15 protein-coding genes and 1 other annotated feature are annotated in these 20,093 nt (G+C 47.5%); of the genes, 8 read left to right on the top strand and 7 right to left on the bottom strand.

Annotated features, from left to right (window positions below; all coding sequences use genetic code 11):
- Nucleotides 1-146 precede the first annotated feature (146 nt).
- The 3 genes from mnmL to arcB are packed head-to-tail and all read left to right on the top strand — an operon-like array spanning nt 147 to nt 5,322.
- Nucleotides 147-1,088, top strand: a complete 942-nt coding sequence (gene mnmL / locus TSUB_RS13915) for a tRNA modification radical SAM protein MnmL/YtqA (RefSeq protein WP_087022133.1) — start codon at nt 147-149, stop codon at nt 1,086-1,088.
- A gap of 41 nt (nt 1,089-1,129) precedes the next feature.
- Nucleotides 1,130-2,986 carry a GGDEF domain-containing protein gene (locus tag TSUB_RS13910; protein WP_087022130.1) on the top strand — a complete coding sequence of 619 codons (1,857 nt, stop codon included), beginning with the start codon at nt 1,130-1,132 and terminating at the stop codon, nt 2,984-2,986.
- Nucleotides 2,983-5,322 (top strand): aerobic respiration two-component sensor histidine kinase ArcB, encoded by a 2,340-nt coding sequence (gene arcB / locus TSUB_RS13905; protein ID WP_087022127.1) that lies wholly within the window; start codon nt 2,983-2,985, stop codon nt 5,320-5,322. Before TSUB_RS13910 ends, arcB begins: the two co-directional genes overlap by 4 nt.
- Before the next feature lie 79 nt (nt 5,323-5,401).
- On the opposite strand, the gene arcA is transcribed toward arcB, so the two are convergent.
- Nucleotides 5,402-6,121, bottom strand: a complete 720-nt coding sequence (arcA, locus tag TSUB_RS13900; protein ID WP_087022124.1) for a two-component system response regulator ArcA — start codon at nt 6,119-6,121, stop codon at nt 5,402-5,404.
- Between the two features lie 792 nt (nt 6,122-6,913).
- On the opposite strand from arcA, the gene TSUB_RS13895 reads away from it, so the two are divergent.
- The gene (locus TSUB_RS13895) at nt 6,914-7,405 is read left to right on the top strand and encodes a putative 4-hydroxy-4-methyl-2-oxoglutarate aldolase (protein ID WP_087022121.1); all 492 of its coding nucleotides are present in this window, start codon (nt 6,914-6,916) and stop codon (nt 7,403-7,405) included.
- 77 nt (nt 7,406-7,482) lie between these two features.
- Here TSUB_RS13895 and TSUB_RS13890 read toward each other — a convergent pair whose 3' ends face one another.
- Together TSUB_RS13890 and aceK are read right to left on the bottom strand one after the other, a co-directional pair.
- Complete coding sequence (locus tag TSUB_RS13890) at nt 7,483-7,962, bottom strand: hypothetical protein (RefSeq protein ID WP_087022118.1); 480 nt, start codon at nt 7,960-7,962, stop codon at nt 7,483-7,485.
- Nucleotides 7,963-8,072: 110 nt separating this feature from the next.
- Nucleotides 8,073-9,788 carry a bifunctional isocitrate dehydrogenase kinase/phosphatase gene (gene aceK / locus TSUB_RS13885; protein ID WP_087022115.1) on the bottom strand — a complete coding sequence of 572 codons (1,716 nt, stop codon included), beginning with the start codon at nt 9,786-9,788 and terminating at the stop codon, nt 8,073-8,075.
- A 399-nt stretch (nt 9,789-10,187) separates the two neighbouring features.
- Nucleotides 10,188-10,301 (top strand) — a sequence feature (Thr leader region).
- A gap of 43 nt (nt 10,302-10,344) precedes the next feature.
- Between aceK and thrA the strand changes: the two genes are divergently transcribed.
- The 3 genes from thrA to thrC are packed head-to-tail and all read left to right on the top strand — an operon-like array spanning nt 10,345 to nt 15,040.
- Complete coding sequence (gene thrA, locus TSUB_RS13880) at nt 10,345-12,804, top strand: bifunctional aspartate kinase/homoserine dehydrogenase I (RefSeq protein ID WP_087022112.1); 2,460 nt, start codon at nt 10,345-10,347, stop codon at nt 12,802-12,804.
- 2 nt (nt 12,805-12,806) lie between these two features.
- Complete coding sequence (gene thrB, locus TSUB_RS13875; RefSeq protein WP_087022109.1) at nt 12,807-13,763, top strand: homoserine kinase; 957 nt, start codon at nt 12,807-12,809, stop codon at nt 13,761-13,763.
- Nucleotides 13,760-15,040 (top strand): threonine synthase, encoded by a 1,281-nt coding sequence (thrC, locus tag TSUB_RS13870; RefSeq protein WP_087022106.1) that lies wholly within the window; start codon nt 13,760-13,762, stop codon nt 15,038-15,040. Before thrB ends, thrC begins: the two co-directional genes overlap by 4 nt.
- A 42-nt stretch (nt 15,041-15,082) precedes the next feature.
- On the opposite strand, the gene TSUB_RS13865 is transcribed toward thrC, so the two are convergent.
- The gene (locus TSUB_RS13865) at nt 15,083-15,463 is read right to left on the bottom strand and encodes a VOC family protein (RefSeq protein ID WP_087022296.1); all 381 of its coding nucleotides are present in this window, start codon (nt 15,461-15,463) and stop codon (nt 15,083-15,085) included.
- A 168-nt stretch (nt 15,464-15,631) separates the two neighbouring features.
- A complete protein-coding gene (grcA, locus tag TSUB_RS13860; RefSeq protein WP_087022102.1) occupies nt 15,632-16,012 on the bottom strand; it encodes an autonomous glycyl radical cofactor GrcA in 381 nt (126 codons plus the stop codon).
- A gap of 355 nt (nt 16,013-16,367) precedes the next feature.
- Between grcA and nfo the strand changes: the two genes are divergently transcribed.
- On the top strand, nt 16,368-17,210 hold the full coding sequence (gene nfo, locus TSUB_RS13855; protein ID WP_087022099.1) for a deoxyribonuclease IV: 843 nt from the start codon (nt 16,368-16,370) through the stop codon (nt 17,208-17,210).
- Nucleotides 17,211-17,488: 278 nt separating this feature from the next.
- Here nfo and TSUB_RS13850 read toward each other — a convergent pair whose 3' ends face one another.
- Nucleotides 17,489-19,264 carry a tetratricopeptide repeat protein gene (locus tag TSUB_RS13850; protein WP_087022096.1) on the bottom strand — a complete coding sequence of 592 codons (1,776 nt, stop codon included), beginning with the start codon at nt 19,262-19,264 and terminating at the stop codon, nt 17,489-17,491.
- Between the two features lie 169 nt (nt 19,265-19,433).
- The gene (locus TSUB_RS13845; protein ID WP_087022093.1) at nt 19,434-19,850 is read right to left on the bottom strand and encodes a sel1 repeat family protein; all 417 of its coding nucleotides are present in this window, start codon (nt 19,848-19,850) and stop codon (nt 19,434-19,436) included.
- Nucleotides 19,851-20,093 lie beyond the last annotated feature (243 nt).

The raw sequence follows: 20,093 nt of genomic DNA, 5'->3' as shown, positions 1-20,093 counted from the left end.
TACCTTTCAAACGCCGAGGAAAGTTGTGTAATTAAATTACTTTGCAGTGACTTTCACCAATTGAAGGCCGTTTGTTCTAAGGCAAAGTTCTAAGGTATGAGGAATGGTAGAGTGCGCGGCTATCTGTTTTGAATGAGAGAGCCCCTGTGCAGTTACATGAACTGGTAAATACTTTTGGTCAAGATTTGCAGCGTCGTTATGGCGAGCGTGTGCATAAGCTCACCTTGCATGGTGGTTTCTCTTGCCCAAATCGTGATGGCACGATTGGCCGTGGGGGGTGCACCTTTTGTAATGTCGCTTCGTTTGCGGATGAGAGTGCAAAATTGATCCCGATAGAGCAGCAGCTAGCGAACCGCGCGGGTGAAGTGGATAGAGCGCGGCGTTATCTCGCCTACTTCCAAGCCTATACCAATACCTATGCTGAAGTGGAAACATTGCGTCATATGTATGAGGAAGCACTGCGAGGTGCAGATATTGTTGGCTTGTGTGTTGGCACCCGGCCTGATTGTGTGCCTGATGCGGCTTTGAAACTTTTAGCCGAATATCAACAACAAGGCTATGAGGTGTGGCTGGAACTGGGGTTACAGACGGCACACGAGAAAACGCTGAAACGTATTAACCGCGGCCACGATTTTGATGCTTATGACGTTATCACTCGTCGTGCCCGAGCTTTAGGCTTAAAAGTCTGTTGTCATCTTATAGTTGGATTACCCGGCGAAACCGCGCAAGACAATCTGTCAACCTTGAAGCGCGTGGTTGATACGGGTGTCGATGGTATCAAGCTACATTCGTTGCATATCGTTGAAGGCAGTACCATGGCTAAAGCTTGGCAAGCAGGACGACTAGAGGCGATCGGTTTAGAGGAATATTGTGATACTGCAGCGTTGATGATTCAGCACACGCCTGCTGAAGTGGTATATCATCGTGTCTCTGCTTCTGCACGTAGGCCAACCCTGCTCGCACCTCTATGGTGTGAAAATCGATGGCTTGCGATGACCGAGATAGGTCGCAGATTAGATGCAACAGGTGCACAAGGCAGTGCTGTCGGCGCGCCTTTTGTATATACTCAACCACAATGTCAACGTTGAGACACAATTGATCTCATTGAGGTTTCTCAAGGAAGAGAAGTATGCGCAACGCCATCCGCCACCTTGGCCTGGTACTGTTACTGCTCCCAGTCGCAGCACTGAGCTATTTTTTATTGACCACATTAAGCATCGACTTTCTTCCCGAATTCGTTGCCGATTATTTAGCGCACCTGTGTGGCATCATCTTTGTGATTGGCGCGGCAATTCGCTTGTTAATTAAGCCAGACACCCGTCCTGACTTTTCCGCTATTTATCCCACATTAACGCGTTTACCGACCTGCACTCTCGTGATCCGAGCCAAAGACGGACAACTACTTTACGGCAACAAAACAGCGCGAGAATTTCTGCAAGTGCGCAAAGTCGGTAAGAACTACTTTTACCCGCCATCACTGGACGCGCAAGTATTCCAACAGTTATTGCGCCATTATGATTTTGAGCGCGGGTTTAGCTTTGCCAAAGAAACCTTTTATTTGGCGGACCAACCCCCTATGAATGTGGTGATGTCTGGCGAGCAGATTGCTTTTCATGGTGAAAGGGCGCACCTGTTGTTTATCACGCCACCGTATCGCAGCTCGACATCAAGTGCTTCCAAGCATACCGAAACCCAAGTGTTTCAGAGTGTATTGAACTCGTTAGCGGAGATGGTGCATTACACCAATAATGACGGCAATGTACTCGGTACTAACAAGTCGTTTGATCGGTTTTGGCAAGGCCGGGTTGAAGAAGGCATCATGTCAGATGAGACCGAAGCGGGTTTAGGTCGTCGCTCTAGCACCAATTGGACTACCGCTCCTGATGGCACAAGTCGACTGCTTGAGACAAGCCAAACGTCACTCATCGATGATAATGGTGGTGCTTTTGGTACCTTATTTATTAGTCATGATGTTACTGACTGGCATGAAATGCAGGAGAGCTTGCGCCAAGAGATAGAGAAGCGTGAGTTAACTGAGCAGACGCTAGCTCAACGCACAAATTTGCTCGATACCTTGTTCGCGGCCAGCCAAGATCCCATCGGCCTTTACAACGAACATGGTATGTATGTGGGTTGTAACGAAGCTTTTATTCGCTGGGTCGCGCACGGTCGCGATGACCTACGCGGTATTCGCGTTGCTGATGTGTTGGGCGAAGAAGCGTGGCAAGAGCAGCAAGCCAAAGATATGGAAGTGATGGAAGAGGGCAAAACCATCAAGGATGAGGAGTATGTGATCCTCGATGATGGAACGCCGCTTTGGTATGAAGTGATGCGCTCACCTTATAATGATCCGCTCAGTGATTCTAAGGGTGTGCTCCTAATGGCGCGCGATGTCACCGAGCGGAAGATGGCTGAGCAGCAGTTAGCTGATGCGATCATGGATCTGCAAGAGCTCAGTTTTGTTGATAGCTTAACCAAAGTCGCTAACCGTCGTAGTTTTGATGAGCAGTTAACCAAACTTTGGCATACCCATGTCCGTGAGATGAAACCTTTGTCGTTGATCTTATGCGATATTGATTACTTCAAAGCGTTTAACGATAACTATGGCCACCAGCAGGGTGATGAAGCGTTGAGACAAGTAGCGCAAGTATTTAAGTCCGTCATTCGTCGTGAGAGCGACGTCGTTGCACGTTATGGTGGTGAAGAGTTTGCATTCTTACTCCCCAATACGGATAACCTCGGCGCGCAGGTTGTATCGACCTCAATCCATGAAGCGTTAGCAGAGAAAGGCGTTGTTCATGGCCACTCACAGGTTGCTGATGTATTAACTGTCAGTTTGGGCATTGCGACTATCGTACCTACTCGTGAACAAGACTATGGTGAACTCGTCGCGTTAGCAGACAAAGCGCTTTATATCGCCAAAGATGCGGGGCGCAACCGAACACACAACCTAATTGGCTCACAGGATAAAGTATTAGAACAATGAAACAGATAAAGATCCTCGCCCAATATTACGTCGACCTGATGGTCAAACTGGGGCTGATGCGCTTCAGTATGTTGCTCGCCATTGCCTTAGTGGCACTGGCCGTTGTGATGCAAGTCTCGATCACCTTGATTTTGAATGGCTCAGTGCACGATAGCGATATTTTGCGCTCCGTTTTTTTTGGACTACTGATAACCCCTTGGGCGGTCTATTTTCTCTCAGTGGTTGTGGATCAACTTGAAGATTCTCGCCAGCGGTTATCAAAGCTGGTCAGTAAACTGGAAGAGATGCGAGGCCGAGATCTCGAGCTTAATCAACAGTTACAAGCGAACATTACGAAGCTGAATCAGGAAATTGAAGAGCGTCAAAAAGTGGAAATGAGCTTGCAGATCGCGCTCGAAGATCTTGAAAGTGAGGTATTTCATCGTGAGAAAGCGCAGCTCGACCTTGCTGAGCAAAGTGTCTTATTACGCTCCTTCCTCGATGCCTCACCTGATCTTATTTATTATCGTAATGAAGAGTTTCAATTTTCAGGCTGTAACAAAGCCGTGCAGGAGCTAACGGGTAAAACGGAAAAAGAGTTAGTAGGCTTAACGCCTGCCGATGTCTACAGTGAAGAAGAAGCGACGCGAATCATTGAAACCGATAAGCAAGTGTTCGAGTCCAATATCTCGTTAACCTATGAGCAGTGGCTCAAATACCCTGATGGGCGACAAGCCTACTTTGAGCTGCGCAAAGTGCCTTTCTACAATCGTAGTGGCAAGCGACTTGGCTTAATGGGTTTTGGTCGGGACATTACTGAGCGTAAACGTCACCAAGAGTCATTAGAAAAGGCCAGTCGAGATAAAACCGCCTTTATTTCCACCATCAGCCATGAGTTACGTACACCGCTCAATGGGATTGTCGGGCTAAGTCGTATGTTACTGGATACGCGACTCAGCGATGAGCAACGTACTCATCTGCGTACGATTCACGTCAGCGCCATCACTTTAGGTAACATCTTCAACGACATCATCGATATGGATAAGTTTGATCGTCGCAAGATGGAGCTATTACCAAAACCGACGAACTTCCATGACTTTGTCACTGAAGTGGGGTCCATTTCCCAGTTGATGGCCGAGCAGAAAGGACTGCGTTTTGACTTAGATGAACTCAGCGATTTGCCTGAGTTTGTTGATATTGATGGTACCCGCTTGCGTCAAGTCTTGTGGAACTTGATGAGTAACGCCATCAAGTTTACCTCAGAAGGAGGCGTCGTACTCTCAGTGAGTGCGGATGTACAAGATGGTTTAGCGGAAATAATCTTTGAGGTCGAAGACAGTGGGATTGGTATTCCAGAGCAAGAGCTCGATAAGATCTTTGCCATGTATTACCAAGTGAAATCGAAAGATAACAACCTGCACGCGTTGGGGACTGGGATTGGCTTAGCGGTTTCTCGCCAATGGGTGCAAATGATGCATGGTGATATCACCGTGGATAGTGAACTTGGCCATGGCAGTACGTTCACTGTAACCATTACCGTGCCACTTGCTGATGGCATTGAATCGGAAGAAGAAGGGGTAACGACGGCACATCGCGCGCTGCAAATCTTGATGGTAGAAGATATTGAACTCAATATTACTGTCGCGAAGTCGTTGCTTGAAAACCTAGGCCACAACGTGTCTGTTGCGAGAAACGGTCACGAAGCTTTAGAGCACTTCCAACCGGAAGAGTTTGACCTCATCTTACTCGATATCCAATTGCCAGATATGACGGGATTCGATATCGCTAAGCAGTGGCGTTTGTCTTGTAGTCACTTGCCGCCAGTTATCGCGCTGACGGCCAACTTAATGAAAGATAAGCAGCAGTATCTTGATAGTGGGATGGATGATGCCTTGAGCAAGCCGCTGAATGTAAAAGCGATTAGCCAAGTGTTGAGCCAGTACTGTCCTGAAGCCGATTTACCGATGCCAGAAGAGACGGAGGTGCGCGTGGCGCCTGATTACGAAGATATTCTTGATCTCGACATGTTGGAATCTTATGTCGATATTGTCGGGACGAAACCTGTCTATGACAGCATTGCGATGTTTGAGAAGCTCATGCCTGACTATATGGCGATTCTCGATTCGAATATGACTGCGAAAGACCAGAAAGGTATCGCCAGTGAAGCGCACAAGATAAAAGGTGCCGCGGGCTCTGTTGGTTTGAAACACATCCAGCAGATAGCCCAGAAAGCCCAGTCGCCTGAACAGCCAGCTTGGTGGGAGAATATTGAAGACTGGATTGAGCAGATTCGCGCAGGCTACCCGGAAGACATTAAGATGTTGAAACAGTGGTTGGATGCGCAAGTCGACGGTTAACTGTTGGCAGTCACGTCGTCACATAGAACGAGAAAAGGCACCTAACGGTGCCTTTTTCAATGCCATGGTTATTGAAGGATCAAATCTCTTCAATCTCACCGCAGAAGCGGTAACCTTCACCGTGAATGGTCGCAATGATCTCTGGTGTATCAGCAACAGATTCAAAGTGCTTACGGATGCGACGGATAGTGACGTCAACCGTACGGTCATGAGGTTTAAGGTCACGGCCTGTCATCTTCTTAAGAAGCTCGGCACGTGTTTGAATCTTGCCTGGGTTCTCGCAGAAGTGCAGTAGAGCACGGAACTCAGAACGTGGCAGTTTGTAGTTTTCACCGTCTGGGCTAACAAGAGAGCGGCTGTTGATTTCTAAGCTCCAACCGTTGAACTGGTAACGCTCAACCAACTTCTTCTCTTCAGTTGGCGCGCCTTGGTTCATCGCGCGGCTAAGTAGGTTGCGTGCACGAATAGTCAGTTCACGAGGGTTGAAAGGTTTGGTGATGTAATCATCAGCGCCAATTTCAAGACCAAGGATCTTGTCGACCTCATTGTCACGACCCGTCAGGAACATTAATGCCATGTCGCCTTGCTCACGCAATTCGCGAGCGAGCAACAAGCCGTTTTTACCTGGCAGGTTGATATCCATAATCACTAGATTAACGTGATGTTCTGAAAGAGTTTGGTGCATTTCTGCGCCGTCACACGCTTCATAAACTGTGTAACCTTCGGCTTCGAAGATGCTTTTCAGGGTGTTACGTGTTACGTGCTCGTCTTCTACAATCAGAATTTGAGGGGTTTGCATTGGCAGTACCTAATATCTAAAGCGTAAATCGGTAAACGAAATAGAATGTTTAAATTCTATGTGTATTTTTCACATACAGGCAAGGCGTCGGTCGCAGTGCACTCTGCTCCACCTGTGTGGTACGCCATCCATTGAATCAGTATTGGGGGATCCCAAACTGAGTTACGCCCGATATGGGCATTGGCCGGTAAATTCCTTAGATGGCTGGGATTGTAATCACTTAACAGCTTCCTAACAACGTGTTAAGGAAAACAAGCCTTTAGAATTTGTATTATCTTTGATGTGTATCAATAAAAAGCGCACATCCCCCTTAATCTACATACTTTGTAACATTCGATAAATCGATAATGCAAATTGCTGTTTTTGTCAGCATCTATGCATAAAAATATAGTGAAATGCAGCGCTTATCAAACCTTTTACCATACATTGTGTAACATCGTGGATACATTCTTCGTTTTGTGAATTGGTGATAGCTTTTTAGCGATGCTTGCTGCATTTCCCGACTTTAACGTCTTTTCCTGAATTTAAATCAATGAAAAGTATGGTCTTTTGGTGTTTATCTTGATGAGATTTATTCTCATTTTGTAATCTGGGGCACATTTTGGATTGTTAAATTGTATCGATTTGTGTCGCTTGTGGTCTTTTTCAATGGTTTAGACGAAAATTGGTGGATTTTTCTCCATCACTTGATTGTGCCGTCTATCTTTCTTTTAGCGCTGAATGCGCTGAGAGCAGTGAATCACTGTCTCGAAGATTGAAATTGATCACATTTAACAAGGCTAAGGAAACCAAATGGACGATTTGTTACCAGACCTGTGTGATGTTTATCCAGATGATGTGCAGTGGTTGCCGATGCAATGGCAAAGCTATGGGGCCACTAAAATTTTCTCTGGTGAAATAGTCACTTTACGCTGTTATCACGATAACAGTTATGTGAAAAAGTGGGTCAATGAGCCCGGTAATGGGCGGGTGCTGTTTGTTGATGGCAGCGGGGCGACACAGCGTGCGTTGCTTGGCGATATGCTGGCGGAAAAAGCGCTCGAGAATGGCTGGGCAGGTATCGTGATTAACGGTGTGATTCGCGATGCGGGGGCGATTGGGAAGATGGCGATAGGTGTCATGGCGTTGGGTACTTGTCCGATTAAGACCGAAAAACGTGACAAAGGAGAAGAACAGATTGCCCTGCGTGTACATGAAATAGCGGTGTCGCCCGGTAACTATCTTTACGCTGACTTGAATGGGGTGGTGATATCACAAACGGCGCTCGATCTTAGCGCACTGTAATAACTTGGGGGCGTATCGACGTCCCTGAGCCGACTGACATTTGACGGTATTGAAAGTGTTTTTCTGATGAGAGAAAGCTAGAAACGGTAGCCAATGCCTAAGATGTATTGTTGCTCAACACTCTCATAATCATAGGTCGCGTGAACATTGACGTTCTCGGTGATATGAAAACGGCTTGAGACTTCAAAGCTCACCGGGCTGGCGACTTTTTCATCGTTTTGAATGTCTTCGGGCGTGCTACTCAAGGATGTTGTTACTGCGGACTCAATAGAAACGCGTGGCGTGATGCCATACTTTATCCCGCTCGTTAGGCCTCGGGTTGGTTCAACGGTTTCGTTGCCTGAATAGAGGGACGTACTGAGGTAGAGCTGCAAGTTCGGTGCAACAGAGTAAGAGTAACCACTGTTTAACTGCCATACATCGAAGTTGTGCTTTTTTACGCTTTGCGATGAGACATACCAACCACTGCTGGTGTTGGTTGCAGGGTCTGCTTCTGCGTAGACCGCAGGTGCACAGAGGATCAGACTGATAGCAGCTAGCGATGCTAGTATCTTCATAGATCCTCCTTGAAAAGTGTGTCGAATTTTCATAGTAGCGCAAGCGTGCCACTTATTACATATTCAACTTCAAAAAAGTTCCCCTAATTTTTAGAATTTAAAGGAATATCTCATCCACTAAACCTAAATGCTTCGTTATAAGGGTAGACGTCAGTGACTTGGCCTTGTTGCACTTGCGCCTGAAGTTGCTTCCAAAGTGCTGAGGTAAAGAGATCCTCGTGATCGATAGCGAAGAGGTCACGTGTATGGCGATCAACAAATAAGAAGGTGCGAAACTCCTCAGGAAACACGTCATTTGGGCCGACGCTATACCACGGTTCGGAGGCCATCTCTTGCTCGGGTGTTTTGGGTTCAGGGATGTCTCTGAAGTTAACCTCATTCATATAACTGATTTCATCATAATCGTAAAAAACCACGCGCTTGTGGCGTGTAACACCAAAGTTTTTTAATAGCATGTCGCCCGGAAAAATGTTGGCAGCCGCGAGTTGTTTGAGGGCGTTGCCGTAGTCTCTTACCGCGTGTTGGCGCTCAGCCTCATTGGCAGATTCTAAATAGAGATTCAGCGGAGTCATGCGACGTTCCATGTAGAGGTGTTTAATCAACACTTTGTCATCTTTGAGCTCAATATTAGAAGGCGCGACAGCAAGCAGCTCGTCGATAAGTTCTTGGCTAAATCTGTGTCGGTCAAAGACGAAGTTTCGATACTCTAAGGTATCTGCCATTCGACCTACACGGTCATGTTCTTTGACCAGCTTGTATTTCTCTTTCACCGTCGCATGCGTAATCTCTTTCTGAGGGGCGAACTTGTCTTTGATGATTTTGAAAACGAAGTCGTAAGAAGGGAGGGTGAAGACGGACATCACCATCCCTTTGATACCGGGGGCGAGCACAAACAAGTCATCTGAGCTTTCAATGTGATTTAAGTACTCCCGATAAAGTTCGGTTTTGCCATGCTTTTGACAACCAATGGCGGTATAGAGCTCTGCAAGGGTTTTTTTAGGCATCAGATCGCGCAAGAAGGCGACGAGGATAGAAGGTGCTGAGCAATACACCATGAAATAAGAGCGGGCAAAGCCAAAGATAATACTCATCTCTCTGCTGTCGCAGATGCAGGCATCCACATACAGAGCTTTGCCCTCACGATTGAGTAATGGGATGACAATGGGGGTTATCTCATGCCCCTCTTGGTGGATCTTGCCTACGAGGTACGCCGCTTTATTCCGGAAAAAGGGTTCTTTGACCATTTCGATATGCGACTCAACTTCTTGGCAATTGGGTACTTGCTCTAGCACGCTGAACGCCAAAGAGGCGATGTCACGTTCTCGGTTCTCCCATGGAATATGAAAGGGCGTATCATCAATGATGCGCTCCAACGCGGGGGCCAAATCGCCATTAATGACATAGTGCTTACTAATGCCTGCAGGGTAAGTGGGGATACGTCCTTGCTGAGAACTGCGTACAAACAGTTTTTCGTGCTCGATGTTGCGGTGTTCAAAAATACGGCAGTACACCGAGTTAAAGAAGCTTTCAGCAATGTCGTAGCGGGGGTAGTCGAGCAATAAGTCTTCATATTCCGCTTTTACTGCCATTAAGAACTGACGGTTTGCGTACTTACGACCCAACATGATCTGAATTTGATTGGTCACCAATGAGACGTGTTTTTGGTAAAAGGAGATGCGGTTTTTCATCGCTTGATGCACGGCTTGCCAGTCGGCTTGTTCGAAACGTTGCTGTGCGCCTGCCGTCACATCGAGAAAACGCCCAAACATGGCATCAGAGCCCTGTAGTATGGTGTGAGCAACCAATTGCTCCATCGCAGCTGTCATATCTATCCCTGAATAACTATTCTATCAAAAGAGAATCTGTGTCTACCCAGTGGCCTCGAGTCAACGAGCGAGGAAGGTGACCAAGCATGACGAGCCAACAAGATGCTCGCGCGTAGGCGTCATTATTACTCCGACAATGACAAGCCATCAAAGTGCGCCTTCAAATTACGCATCGATACAGCGAGATGAGGATGGTTGAGTATCTACCCTATGCAAAAAGCGTAGCAGAGCCTAAGAAAATAGGTTGCTGAAATAATTAGCTAATTGGAAATTCTCTTTGAAGCGTAGTAAGGAAAAAACGGGACTTTTTTATGGTTTTTGTTGACGAAACGCTAAAAAACCTGTAACTCTAAGTAGCAATAATGAAGCGAGATTATTCAATACAAATGCACAACATCGTTACCCGCACAACAACCATTACAACAATTACCGGCATTATTGGTGTTGGGGCGGGCTAATACGCGAAAAGAACATAAGAAGCCCGCAACCTCACAAGGTGCGGGCTTTTTTTTCACCATTTTTCAGATAGACAGACAGGACGTTGGGAGTAATAGGGATGCGAGTATTAAAGTTTGGAGGATCGTCTCTGGCAGATGCCAGTCGATTTTTACGTGCGGCAGACATCATTGCAAATAATGCGCAGCAAGAAGAAGTTGCGGTCGTACTTTCTGCACCAGGCAAGGTGACAAACAAGCTGGTTGCTGTCATTGATAACACCATTGCACATGGTGAAGCAGACCGCCAGATTGAAGACTTGGAGTCTGTTTTTAAATCGCTGTTTGACGGTATCGAAGCGGAAGTGGCGGATTTTAGTCGTCAAGCCGTAGAGCAAAAACTGCATAGCACGCTGAGCCAGTTGAAGCAGTATGTGCACGGTATTGCGCTACTTGGTCTTTGTCCTGATAACGTGTACGCGCGCATCATCAGTAAAGGCGAGCGTGTCTCGATTGCATTGATGAAGTCTGTGCTAGAAGCACGTGGTCAAGCGGCGAGTCTCATCGATCCTGTTTCATACCTGTTTGCGAAAGGCGATCACCTTGAAGCCATGGTGGATATTGATGTCTCCACGGCTAACTTTAAGCGCAATCCATTGCCGGAAGGCCATGTGAATATCATGCCGGGCTTCACTGCTGGGAATGAGAAGGGTGAGTTGGTGACACTAGGTCGTAATGGCTCTGACTATTCTGCGGCAGTGTTGGCAGCCTGTTTACGTGCTGAGTGTTGTGAGATTTGGACGGATGTGGACGGTGTATACAGCTGTGATCCTCGCGTTGTTCCTGATGCACGTTTGCTTAAATCGCTCAGTTACCAAGAGGCAATGGAGCTATCCTACTTTGGCGCGTCTGTACTTCATCCAAAAACCATTGCACCCATTGCTCAGTTCCATATTCCTTGTCTGATTAAGAACAGTTTTAACCCGCAAGGTGCAGGCACTCTAATTGGTCAAGATACGGGTGAAGATAACCTCGATATTAAAGGGATCACTACACTTGATAAACTGACAATGGTCAATGTGTCTGGCCCGGGTATGAAAGGCATGGTTGGCATGGCGAGCCGCGTGTTCGGTGCCATGTCTTCTGCGGGTGTGTCAATCGTACTCATCACCCAGTCTTCGTCGGAGTACAGCATCAGTTTTTGTATCGAGGCGCAAGATAAGCAAGCGGCAGAGCAAGCACTGCAAGATGCCTTTGAACTTGAGCTAAAAGATGGCCTACTTGAACCCGTTGAATACATTGATGATGTTGCGATTGTCACCTTGGTGGGTGACGGTATGCGTACCTCGAAAGGCATTGCCTCGCTCTTCTTCACTTCTCTTGCCGAAGTCAACGTTAACATTGTGGCTATTGCTCAGGGGTCCTCTGAACGCGCTATCTCTGCGGTAATCCCTGCAGATTCTATCTCTGAAGCGATCAAGGCATGTCACGAGAACCTGTTTAATTCCAAACACTACCTTGATGTCTTTGTGATTGGTGTCGGTGGTGTTGGCGGTGAGCTAGTGGATCAAATCAATCGCCAACAAGCAAAACTTGCCGCGCAGGATATTGAAGTCCGTGTTTGTGGCTTGGTAAATAGCCGTGGCATGGTGTTGGATCATAATGGTATTGCGCTGGATAACTGGCGTGATTTGGTGTCGGACCCAGCACAAGGGTTCAGCTTGGCGAGTATCATTCAATTGGTGAAACGCCATCACATCATCAACCCTGTTATCGTTGATTGTACGTCAGACCAAGCGATTGCCGATCAGTATGTCGACTTCTTGTCTGCGGGCTTCCATGTCATTACCCCGAACAAGAAAGCCAATACCGCTAGCATGGACTACTACCACCAGTTGCGCCAAGCAGCGCGCGGTACTCGTCGTAAATTCATGTACGACACGACGGTAGGTGCGGGCCTGCCAGTTATTGAAAACCTACAGAATCTATTGGCAGCGGGTGATGAGCTGGAGCGTTTTAACGGCATCTTATCTGGTTCGCTGTCATTCATCTTTGGCAAGCTGGATGAAGGTATGAGCTTTAGTGAGGCGACAAAAGTCGCGCGTAGCAACGGCTTTACTGAACCGGATCCGCGTGATGACCTTTCTGGTATGGATGTTGCCCGTAAGTTGCTTATTCTTGCCCGTGAAGCTGGGATGCAGCTTGAATTGGATGACGTTGTTGTTGATCAAGCGTTACCGCCTGGCTTTGATGCGAGTGGCGATGTAGAAAGTTTTATGGCGCGTTTGTCAGAAGCGGATGCGTATTTCGGTGAACTGACTGCTAAGGCGGCTGAAGAAGGCAAGGTGTTGCGTTACGTCGGTGAGATAGATAATGGTCAATGCCAAGTCAAAATTGCCGCTGTAGACGGTGATGATCCTATGTTCAAAATTAAAGATGGCGAGAATGCCTTGGCATTTTATAGCCGTTACTATCAACCTATTCCGCTCGTTCTGCGCGGTTACGGTGCAGGTAATGAAGTGACAGCCGCTGGGGTGTTTGCTGATTTGATGCGTACATTGGGCTGGAAGTTGGGAGTATAACTATGGCTGTTGTGGTATATGCTCCGGCATCAATTGGTAATGTCAGTGTTGGGTTTGATGTTCTAGGGGCGGCAGTGTCGCCCATTGACGGCACCCGCCTTGGGGATCGCGTTGCGATTGAAGCCGGCGAGAAACCTTTTAGTCTCCAGTGCGTGGGCCGATTTGTCGCAAAACTGCCAACCAATGAGAAAGAAAATATCGTGTATGATTGCTGGCAGGTGTTTTGTCGAGAGCTCAAGCAAAAAGGGCTTGAAGCGCAGCCTGTTGCAATGACGCTTGAGAAAAACATGCCAATAGGCTCTGGATTGGGGTCTAGCGCTTGTTCCATTGTTGCGGCGCTCGATGCGCTAAATCAGTTCCACGGTAACCCATTGTCAGAGATGGAGTTGCTCGCGCTGATGGGCGAGATGGAAGGGCAGATTTCAGGCGGTGTGCATTATGATAACGTTGCACCATGCTATCTGGGTGGTTTGCAATTGATGGTGGAAGAACTTGGAATCATTAGCCAAGCGGTGCCAAGTTTTGATGAGTGGTATTGGGTGATGGCTTACCCGGGGATCACGGTCTCTACTGCGGAAGCGCGCGAGATTCTGCCATCGCAGTATCGCCGTCAAGACATCATAGCGCATGGGCGTCACTTGGGTGGTTTCATCCACGCGTGCCACACCCAGCAGCCAGAACTCGCCGCTAAGATGATCAATGATGTCATCGCTGAACCGTATCGTGAAAAGCTCTTACCGGGCTTCTCAAAAGCACGTCAGTGGGCGTCAGAAGCGGGAGCGTTAGCGACCGGTATTTCAGGCTCTGGACCGACGCTATTTAGTATTTGTGCCAGCGAAGAGACCGCTCAGCGTGTCGCACGTTGGCTCAATGAAAATTATGTTCAAAATGAAGAAGGATTTGTCCATGTGTGTAAACTCGACGCACAGGGCTCACAGGTAACAGGAAGTCAATTATGAAGCTGCACAACTTAAAAGATAACAGCGAGCAGGTGTCGTTTGCTCAAGCGGTCCGCCAAGGGCTTGGGCGTAATCAAGGACTCTTTTTTCCTGAGTCTTTGCCGCAATTTGATGATGTAGAAGCGCTGTTAGCCCTCGACTTCCATACCCGTAGCGCGAAGATTCTCTCGGCGATGTTGGGTGATGAGTTTACAGAAGCAGAAGTCAAAGCTTTAGTCGATGCCGCGTTCCAATTTCCTGCCCCTATCAAGCAAGTGGAAGCGGGTGTTCACGCATTAGAGCTTTTCCATGGCCCAACGCTTGCGTTTAAAGACTTTGGTGGTCGGTTTATGGCGCAGTCGCTAGCCGCCGTCTCTGATGGTGGGAAGATCACTATTCTAACGGCGACGTCTGGTGACACGGGCGCGGCGGTAGCGCATGCATTCTACGGAATGGAGAATATCAATGTGGTTATTCTCTATCCGAAAGGAAAAATCTCTCCGCTGCAAGAAGCGTTGTTCTGTACCTTGGGTAACAACATTACCACGGTGGCCGTCAATGGTGATTTTGATGATTGCCAAGCCCTTGTCAAAAATGCGTTTGATGATGAAGCGTTACGAAAAGAAGTGGGACTTAACTCAGCGAACTCAATCAACATCAGCCGTTTGATGGCACAGATCTGCTACTACTTTGAAGCAGTGGCACAGTTGCCAGTAGAGCAACGCAAAGAACTGGTGATCTCTGTGCCGAGTGGTAACTTTGGTAACCTCACGGCGGGGCTATTAGGCAAAGCAATGGGCTTGCCTGTGAAACGTTTTATCGCTGCAACCAACGTAAACGATACGGTACCACGCTACCTTGAAACAGGTGAATGGGATCCAAAACCAACGATTCCTACGCTATCGAACGCGATGGACGTCAGTCAGCCAAACAACTGGCCACGTATCGAAGCGCTGTGCGAGCGTAAAGGCTGGGGCTTGAACGAGCTGGGTAAAGGCGCGGTAACAGATGAAGAGTCCAAAGAGAGTGTTCGCGCCTTGGATGCGCAGGGCTACCTTTGTGAGCCCCATGGTGCGATTGCTTACCGTATCTTGAAAGAGCAACTAACGGAAGGCGAGACAGGTCTATTCCTTTGTACGGCACACCCAGCTAAGTTCAAAGAAGCGGTGGATGACATACTTCAGCGTGACATTGACTTACCTGCGCCATTGGCGAAACATGCTGCGTTGCCACTTCTCTCTCTTGAACGAGATGCCGATTTCGAGCAGTTGAAGCAAGTGCTGCGTGATGCACAGTAAATACGTCCTTGTCGTTAAAAAAACCGCCGAAAGGCGGTTTTTTTATGCGGTGATTTCGATGCGATTTCCATCCGGATCAAGCACTACACTCTCATAGTAGCCGTCGCCAGTTCGTCGTGGTCCATCAACACAGCAATAGCCTTCGCTCTTTATCCACTCAGTTAATTCATCTACCGCTTGCTCCGAGCCGACACTCAAAGCCATGTGTGCCCAGCCTATTGTTGGCTGTGGCGATTGCGGGTGAGAGGTTGGTGTGTGCATTAACTCTAGTCTTCCACCCTGTGCGAAAGAGAGGAAATATGAACTGAAGGCTTTCGTGGGATTGTGATAACGCGCTGAGCTCTCGGCGCGGAAAAAACGTTGGTAGAATGCTCGGCTTCTTTCTATGTCTGTTGCCCAAAGGGCGGTGTGCTCTAATCTCATTGTCGTCTCCAGTGCCAAATCATTGTTTGGTCGATATTCCATCATGGAGTTCGATAGGGAAAAACAGAACAATAGGAGAATAGAGATTTCCGCATTTAGGAAAGGAGTGCAGAGGCGATAAACAAAAAAGGGTGGCCAAAGCCACCCTTTATCAACTCGTTGCCAAAATTATAGGCTTTGAGTGAAGGTACGTGCGATAACGTCTTTTTGTTGTTCAGTCGTTAGAGAGTTAAAACGCACGGCATAACCAGATACACGGATAGTCAGCTGAGGGTACTTCTCTGGGTGGTTCACCGCGTCTTCTAGAGTTTCACGCTTAAGTACGTTAACGTTTAGGTGCTGACCGCCTTCGATTTTAACTTTCGGCGCTTCAACAGCCAGTTCGCGGTACTCGATCTCACCTAGGTCTGTCGCTGGAACAACTTGGTCTGCTTCAAAACCCGCTGTTGCTGCAACACAACGCGCTTCGTTGTTGTCGCTATCAAGTAGCCAGATAGAGTTCAGTAGTTCGTCGTTTGCTGCTTTAGTAATTTGAATACCTGTGATCATGGTTGTCACCCCTCTTGAAGAAAATTTGAAATTTTATAAAACTTGTTGAGCTGGGCTTATTATATACTCAAGTGATTTCAAATTGGTATTGATTTGGATCAAGTTACAACAAAAAACCTTCAATATCGTAAGGCTGTTTTTTTGTTCTAAGTCAATAAAAGTCGCTTTATACAAGGGTGTTATAAAGTTGTTGTACTTTTTAACTGATGGATAAATAACCAGTGCCACTGTTGTTTTGTTGTAATTTTACTACAAAATAGTAAGCCGCGTTTTTCGTGCCGCTAGGTTTTTCAAGGCTCCTAGTGGTGCAGTTTGTATGCCTTGATCTCACAGAATTACACAGTTTGGAGCAGTAATGAAACTGATCGGTGCCCATGTCTCCGCCGCAGGAGGCGTGTTTAATGCCCCATTAAATGCACAAAAATTAGGTGCAAATGCATTTGCACTTTTTACAAAAAATCAGCGTCAGTGGGTGGCAAAACCACTAGAAGAGGAAGCGATCACGGCGTTTAAACACTATTGTGAGGTGCATGGGTTTGAACCAGAAGCAATCTTGCCGCATGACTCCTATTTGATTAATTTGGGTCACCCTGAGGCGGCGGCCCTAGAGAAATCACGTCATGCTTTCGTTGATGAAATGGAACGATGCCAACAATTGGGGTTGCACCTACTGAACTTTCATCCAGGTAGCCACTTGAAAAAGATCGATGAAAAAGATTGTCTTTCTCGCATTGCAGAATCCATCAATCTAGCGCACCAGTTGGTGCCCAATGTTGTCGCCGTGATTGAAAATACTGCGGGGCAAGGTAGTAACTTGGGATGGCGATTTGAGCATCTAGCCGCGATTATCGCAGAGGTTGAGGATAAATCACGGGTCGGAGTTTGTCTTGATACCGCGCACACCTTTGCTGCTGGGTATGATTTACGTACCAAAGATGCCTGTGAGCAAACTTTTGCAGCGTTCGGCGAGGTGGTGGGTTTTCAGTACTTACGTGGTATGCACTTAAACGACTCTAAAACCGGATTGGGCAGTCGAGTCGATCGCCACCAGTGTTTAGGGGATGGCGAAATAGGCATTGCATGCTTTGAATACATTATGCGAGATGCGCGCTTTGATGGTATTCCGCTGATCTTGGAGACGATCGACGATACTCGCTGGGCGGAAGAGATTGCCATGTTGAGGCAATTTGCCGCCTGATGGATGCACATTTGTGTGGCAATGATGGGCAGAAAAGGGGCAGGCTTTCTAGTCATCGTTGACCTGTTTTTTACTAAAACTTTGATTTTCCATGACAATACAAATGTGGCATTGATCTTTCATTATAGGGATTGTCTGAAAAGAAAAGGATCCCCGTTATGAGAGCGTCAAATATTCCACAACCCAATCGCCATGTTCAGGGCCGAGGCCACTTTCGCACCCCAACACGTCGCGTAAAATAGATGAAAAAGCTGCCCCTTGTTGGGGCAGCAGTGCTTTTATTGCGCGGTACGTTTGTCGTGGTTCATTTTAAGTTTGAGTTGTAACAAGAGACGTCGGCTGTTTTCTGTGCCGGCTTGGGCATAGTATTCAAGCGCCTTCTGTTCGTCTTTCGGCACGCCTAAGCCATGTTCGTAGAGATAGCCTAGGCCTTCCAAGCTGTTGGCTGATTCAAACAGGGAACGAGCTTGCTGAAAATCTCGTGAGACACCGCGGCCATCAATATAGAGAATTGCAAGGCTGTGCATTGCTTGTATGTGTCCGAGATTGACGGCTTTTTGGTAGTAGCTCGCCGCCTTGGAAAAATCTTGGTTTACACCATGCCCCGCCTCATAGGCTCGGCCCAAGTTGTAAGCGGCGGATTTGTTGCCAAGATTGTCTGCTTGCTGGTAGAAGGCTAATGCTTGTGCTTGGTCGGCGCTGACGCCGATGCCAACTTCATGCATATAACCTAAGTTATTGATGGCGGCAGCGGCGTTGCGATCAGCCGCTTTTTGTGTCCAGTAAATAGCGAGCGCTTCATTTTGGACATTAAACTCCGGTGTGGCATAGAGTTCCCCTAGATTAATTTGCGATTCTAAATCGCCACTCTCTGCGGCTTGTCGATACCAAGCAATCGCTTGATGAGGACTCGCCTCGACACCGAGAAAACCATTGAGATAGATGTTGCCGAGTGCCCGTTGGCACAGTGAGCTTTGAAGTTCTGCACCTTGATTCAGCAAAGTGAGTGCTTTTTCATTGTCTAGAGGGGCGTGAACGCCGTCAGCATAAATCATCCCTTGCAAGCAGTAAGCGTCGGGTATTTCGCCTGCCAATGCGACCTCAAGATGGTGTAAGTACTGAGGGATGTCGAGGGTGATATCACCATCAACATGCAGTGCAGCTAGCACGTAGTGCGCATACGGCTCATTCATTTCAGCCGCGCGTTCAACCCATGCCAACCCTGTTTGCACCTCTTTGGGAATCCCATCGCCCTGAATGTACATAGTCCCTAAACGCGCCATCGCTTTAACGTTAAATTCTGCACTTTGAAGGAAGAGTTGGTGCGCTTTCGGGAGATCTTGCTCAACGCCTAGTGCAAGGTAGTACATCTCACCAATTAAATATTGAGCTTCAGGGTGACCCAGTACCGGGCCATCAGAAATTTGCCCTTCTTCACTTCTTGGCCAGCGGAAAAAGTCTATTTCTGCCTCTGTCAGCGCATCGACATCATTAGGAAAAGCAAGTGGGTAAAGCAATTGATAAGCGCGAGCATCATCTTGTTCAACCGCGTTACCGTAGTAATAAAGAATACCAAGCCATAGTTGCGCAGGCAGGAAGTCTTGCGAGTAGGCGAGGTTAAAAAGGTGTACCGCTTCAGCACGCTTTTTCTCGTCCTCTAGACTGATGTAATGATAGGCAAGATTGTGCTGTGCATAAGGGCTGCCCGCATCGGCAGCTTTCTTAAGCCAGACTTCTGCCAGTGTGGTATTCACAGGCGTGCCTTCACCGTATAGGTGCATTAAGCCCAGTTCGGTCATCGCCGCGATGTCACCTTGAAAGGCTAAGTCTTGCATATAGTTGAACAACTCAAGATCATAGATCGCTTCGTCACTGAGCCCGTTGTCACCGTACTGACTTGCAAAATCGCGACGCGTAGATTTTTCAATAGATGGCGCTGCATCACCACTTTGATGAACTTCAATTTCCGGCGACTCAAATTTTGCGGATTCTTGGGTCGCACATCCTCCGAGTAGAAGTGATGCGATAACAAAGGGAAGAGGTTTTATCGGCATGAGGTATCCTTTCTAGCGCCGCTTGAGCGATATCGACTGAGCGGGTATAGCCACAAATAAATGAGTAAAAATAACTCGTTAAGATAGTGTCACCAGTTGGGACGCGATGTAAAAAAACTTTCGGAATAAATGCGCAGGTTTGCGGGCTGACATCACGTACGCAGCATATTTAATGCAGGTGTGAAGTGTTTTTTATTCGCGTTAACCAATCGATAGCGGCTTTGGTGTCTTGTTCAACCCCATGGCCCAGCAGATAGTAGGTACCGAGATCGGCCATTGCTTCGTGATCATTATTGTTTGCCGCTTGCTCTAAGTGGGCAATGTGCGCGTCCAATGTCATTTCTTGAGGTTTGGTCGTTGCAAACACAACGTGATGGCTCACAGGAAAGTAAATGTAGTGTGTGAGAAAGTCTGGGTTGGTCTCGCCATAATGGTAAGTAGCATCGTTCTGAGTATCGATTGGCTGACTTTCGGCTTGGCGTACGTTTTCATGCAGTGTGGACTGGCAACCCGCCAAGGCGACAATAAAAAGGAAGATGAATAAGAGGGTAAGCCACCACTGGGGGTGTTTATAAGCGCGTTCCATTGCTTGACCTGTAAAGCGAGAGACAAAATTGCGACGAGTTTAGGGGCATCAGTTAAAGAAAATAGATTGAACCTTATGTTCTATACTCACGCCACCTCAAGATGCAGGATTCAGAAGCAAACTAGCGCGTCGAGTTCAAGGCAAAGGTGTGAAGGAATGGCTTTCCCTTTCAAGCACCTTTAACGCAGAAATCGGGGCGCTAGTTGCTTCCCGAAGGGCGAGTTTTCTAGGCTTGCCATCTTT

The organism is Thaumasiovibrio subtropicus (assembly GCF_019703835.1).
Lineage (GTDB): Bacteria > Pseudomonadota > Gammaproteobacteria > Enterobacterales > Vibrionaceae > Thaumasiovibrio > Thaumasiovibrio subtropicus.
This window is presented reverse-complemented; position numbering and strand designations above follow the sequence as displayed.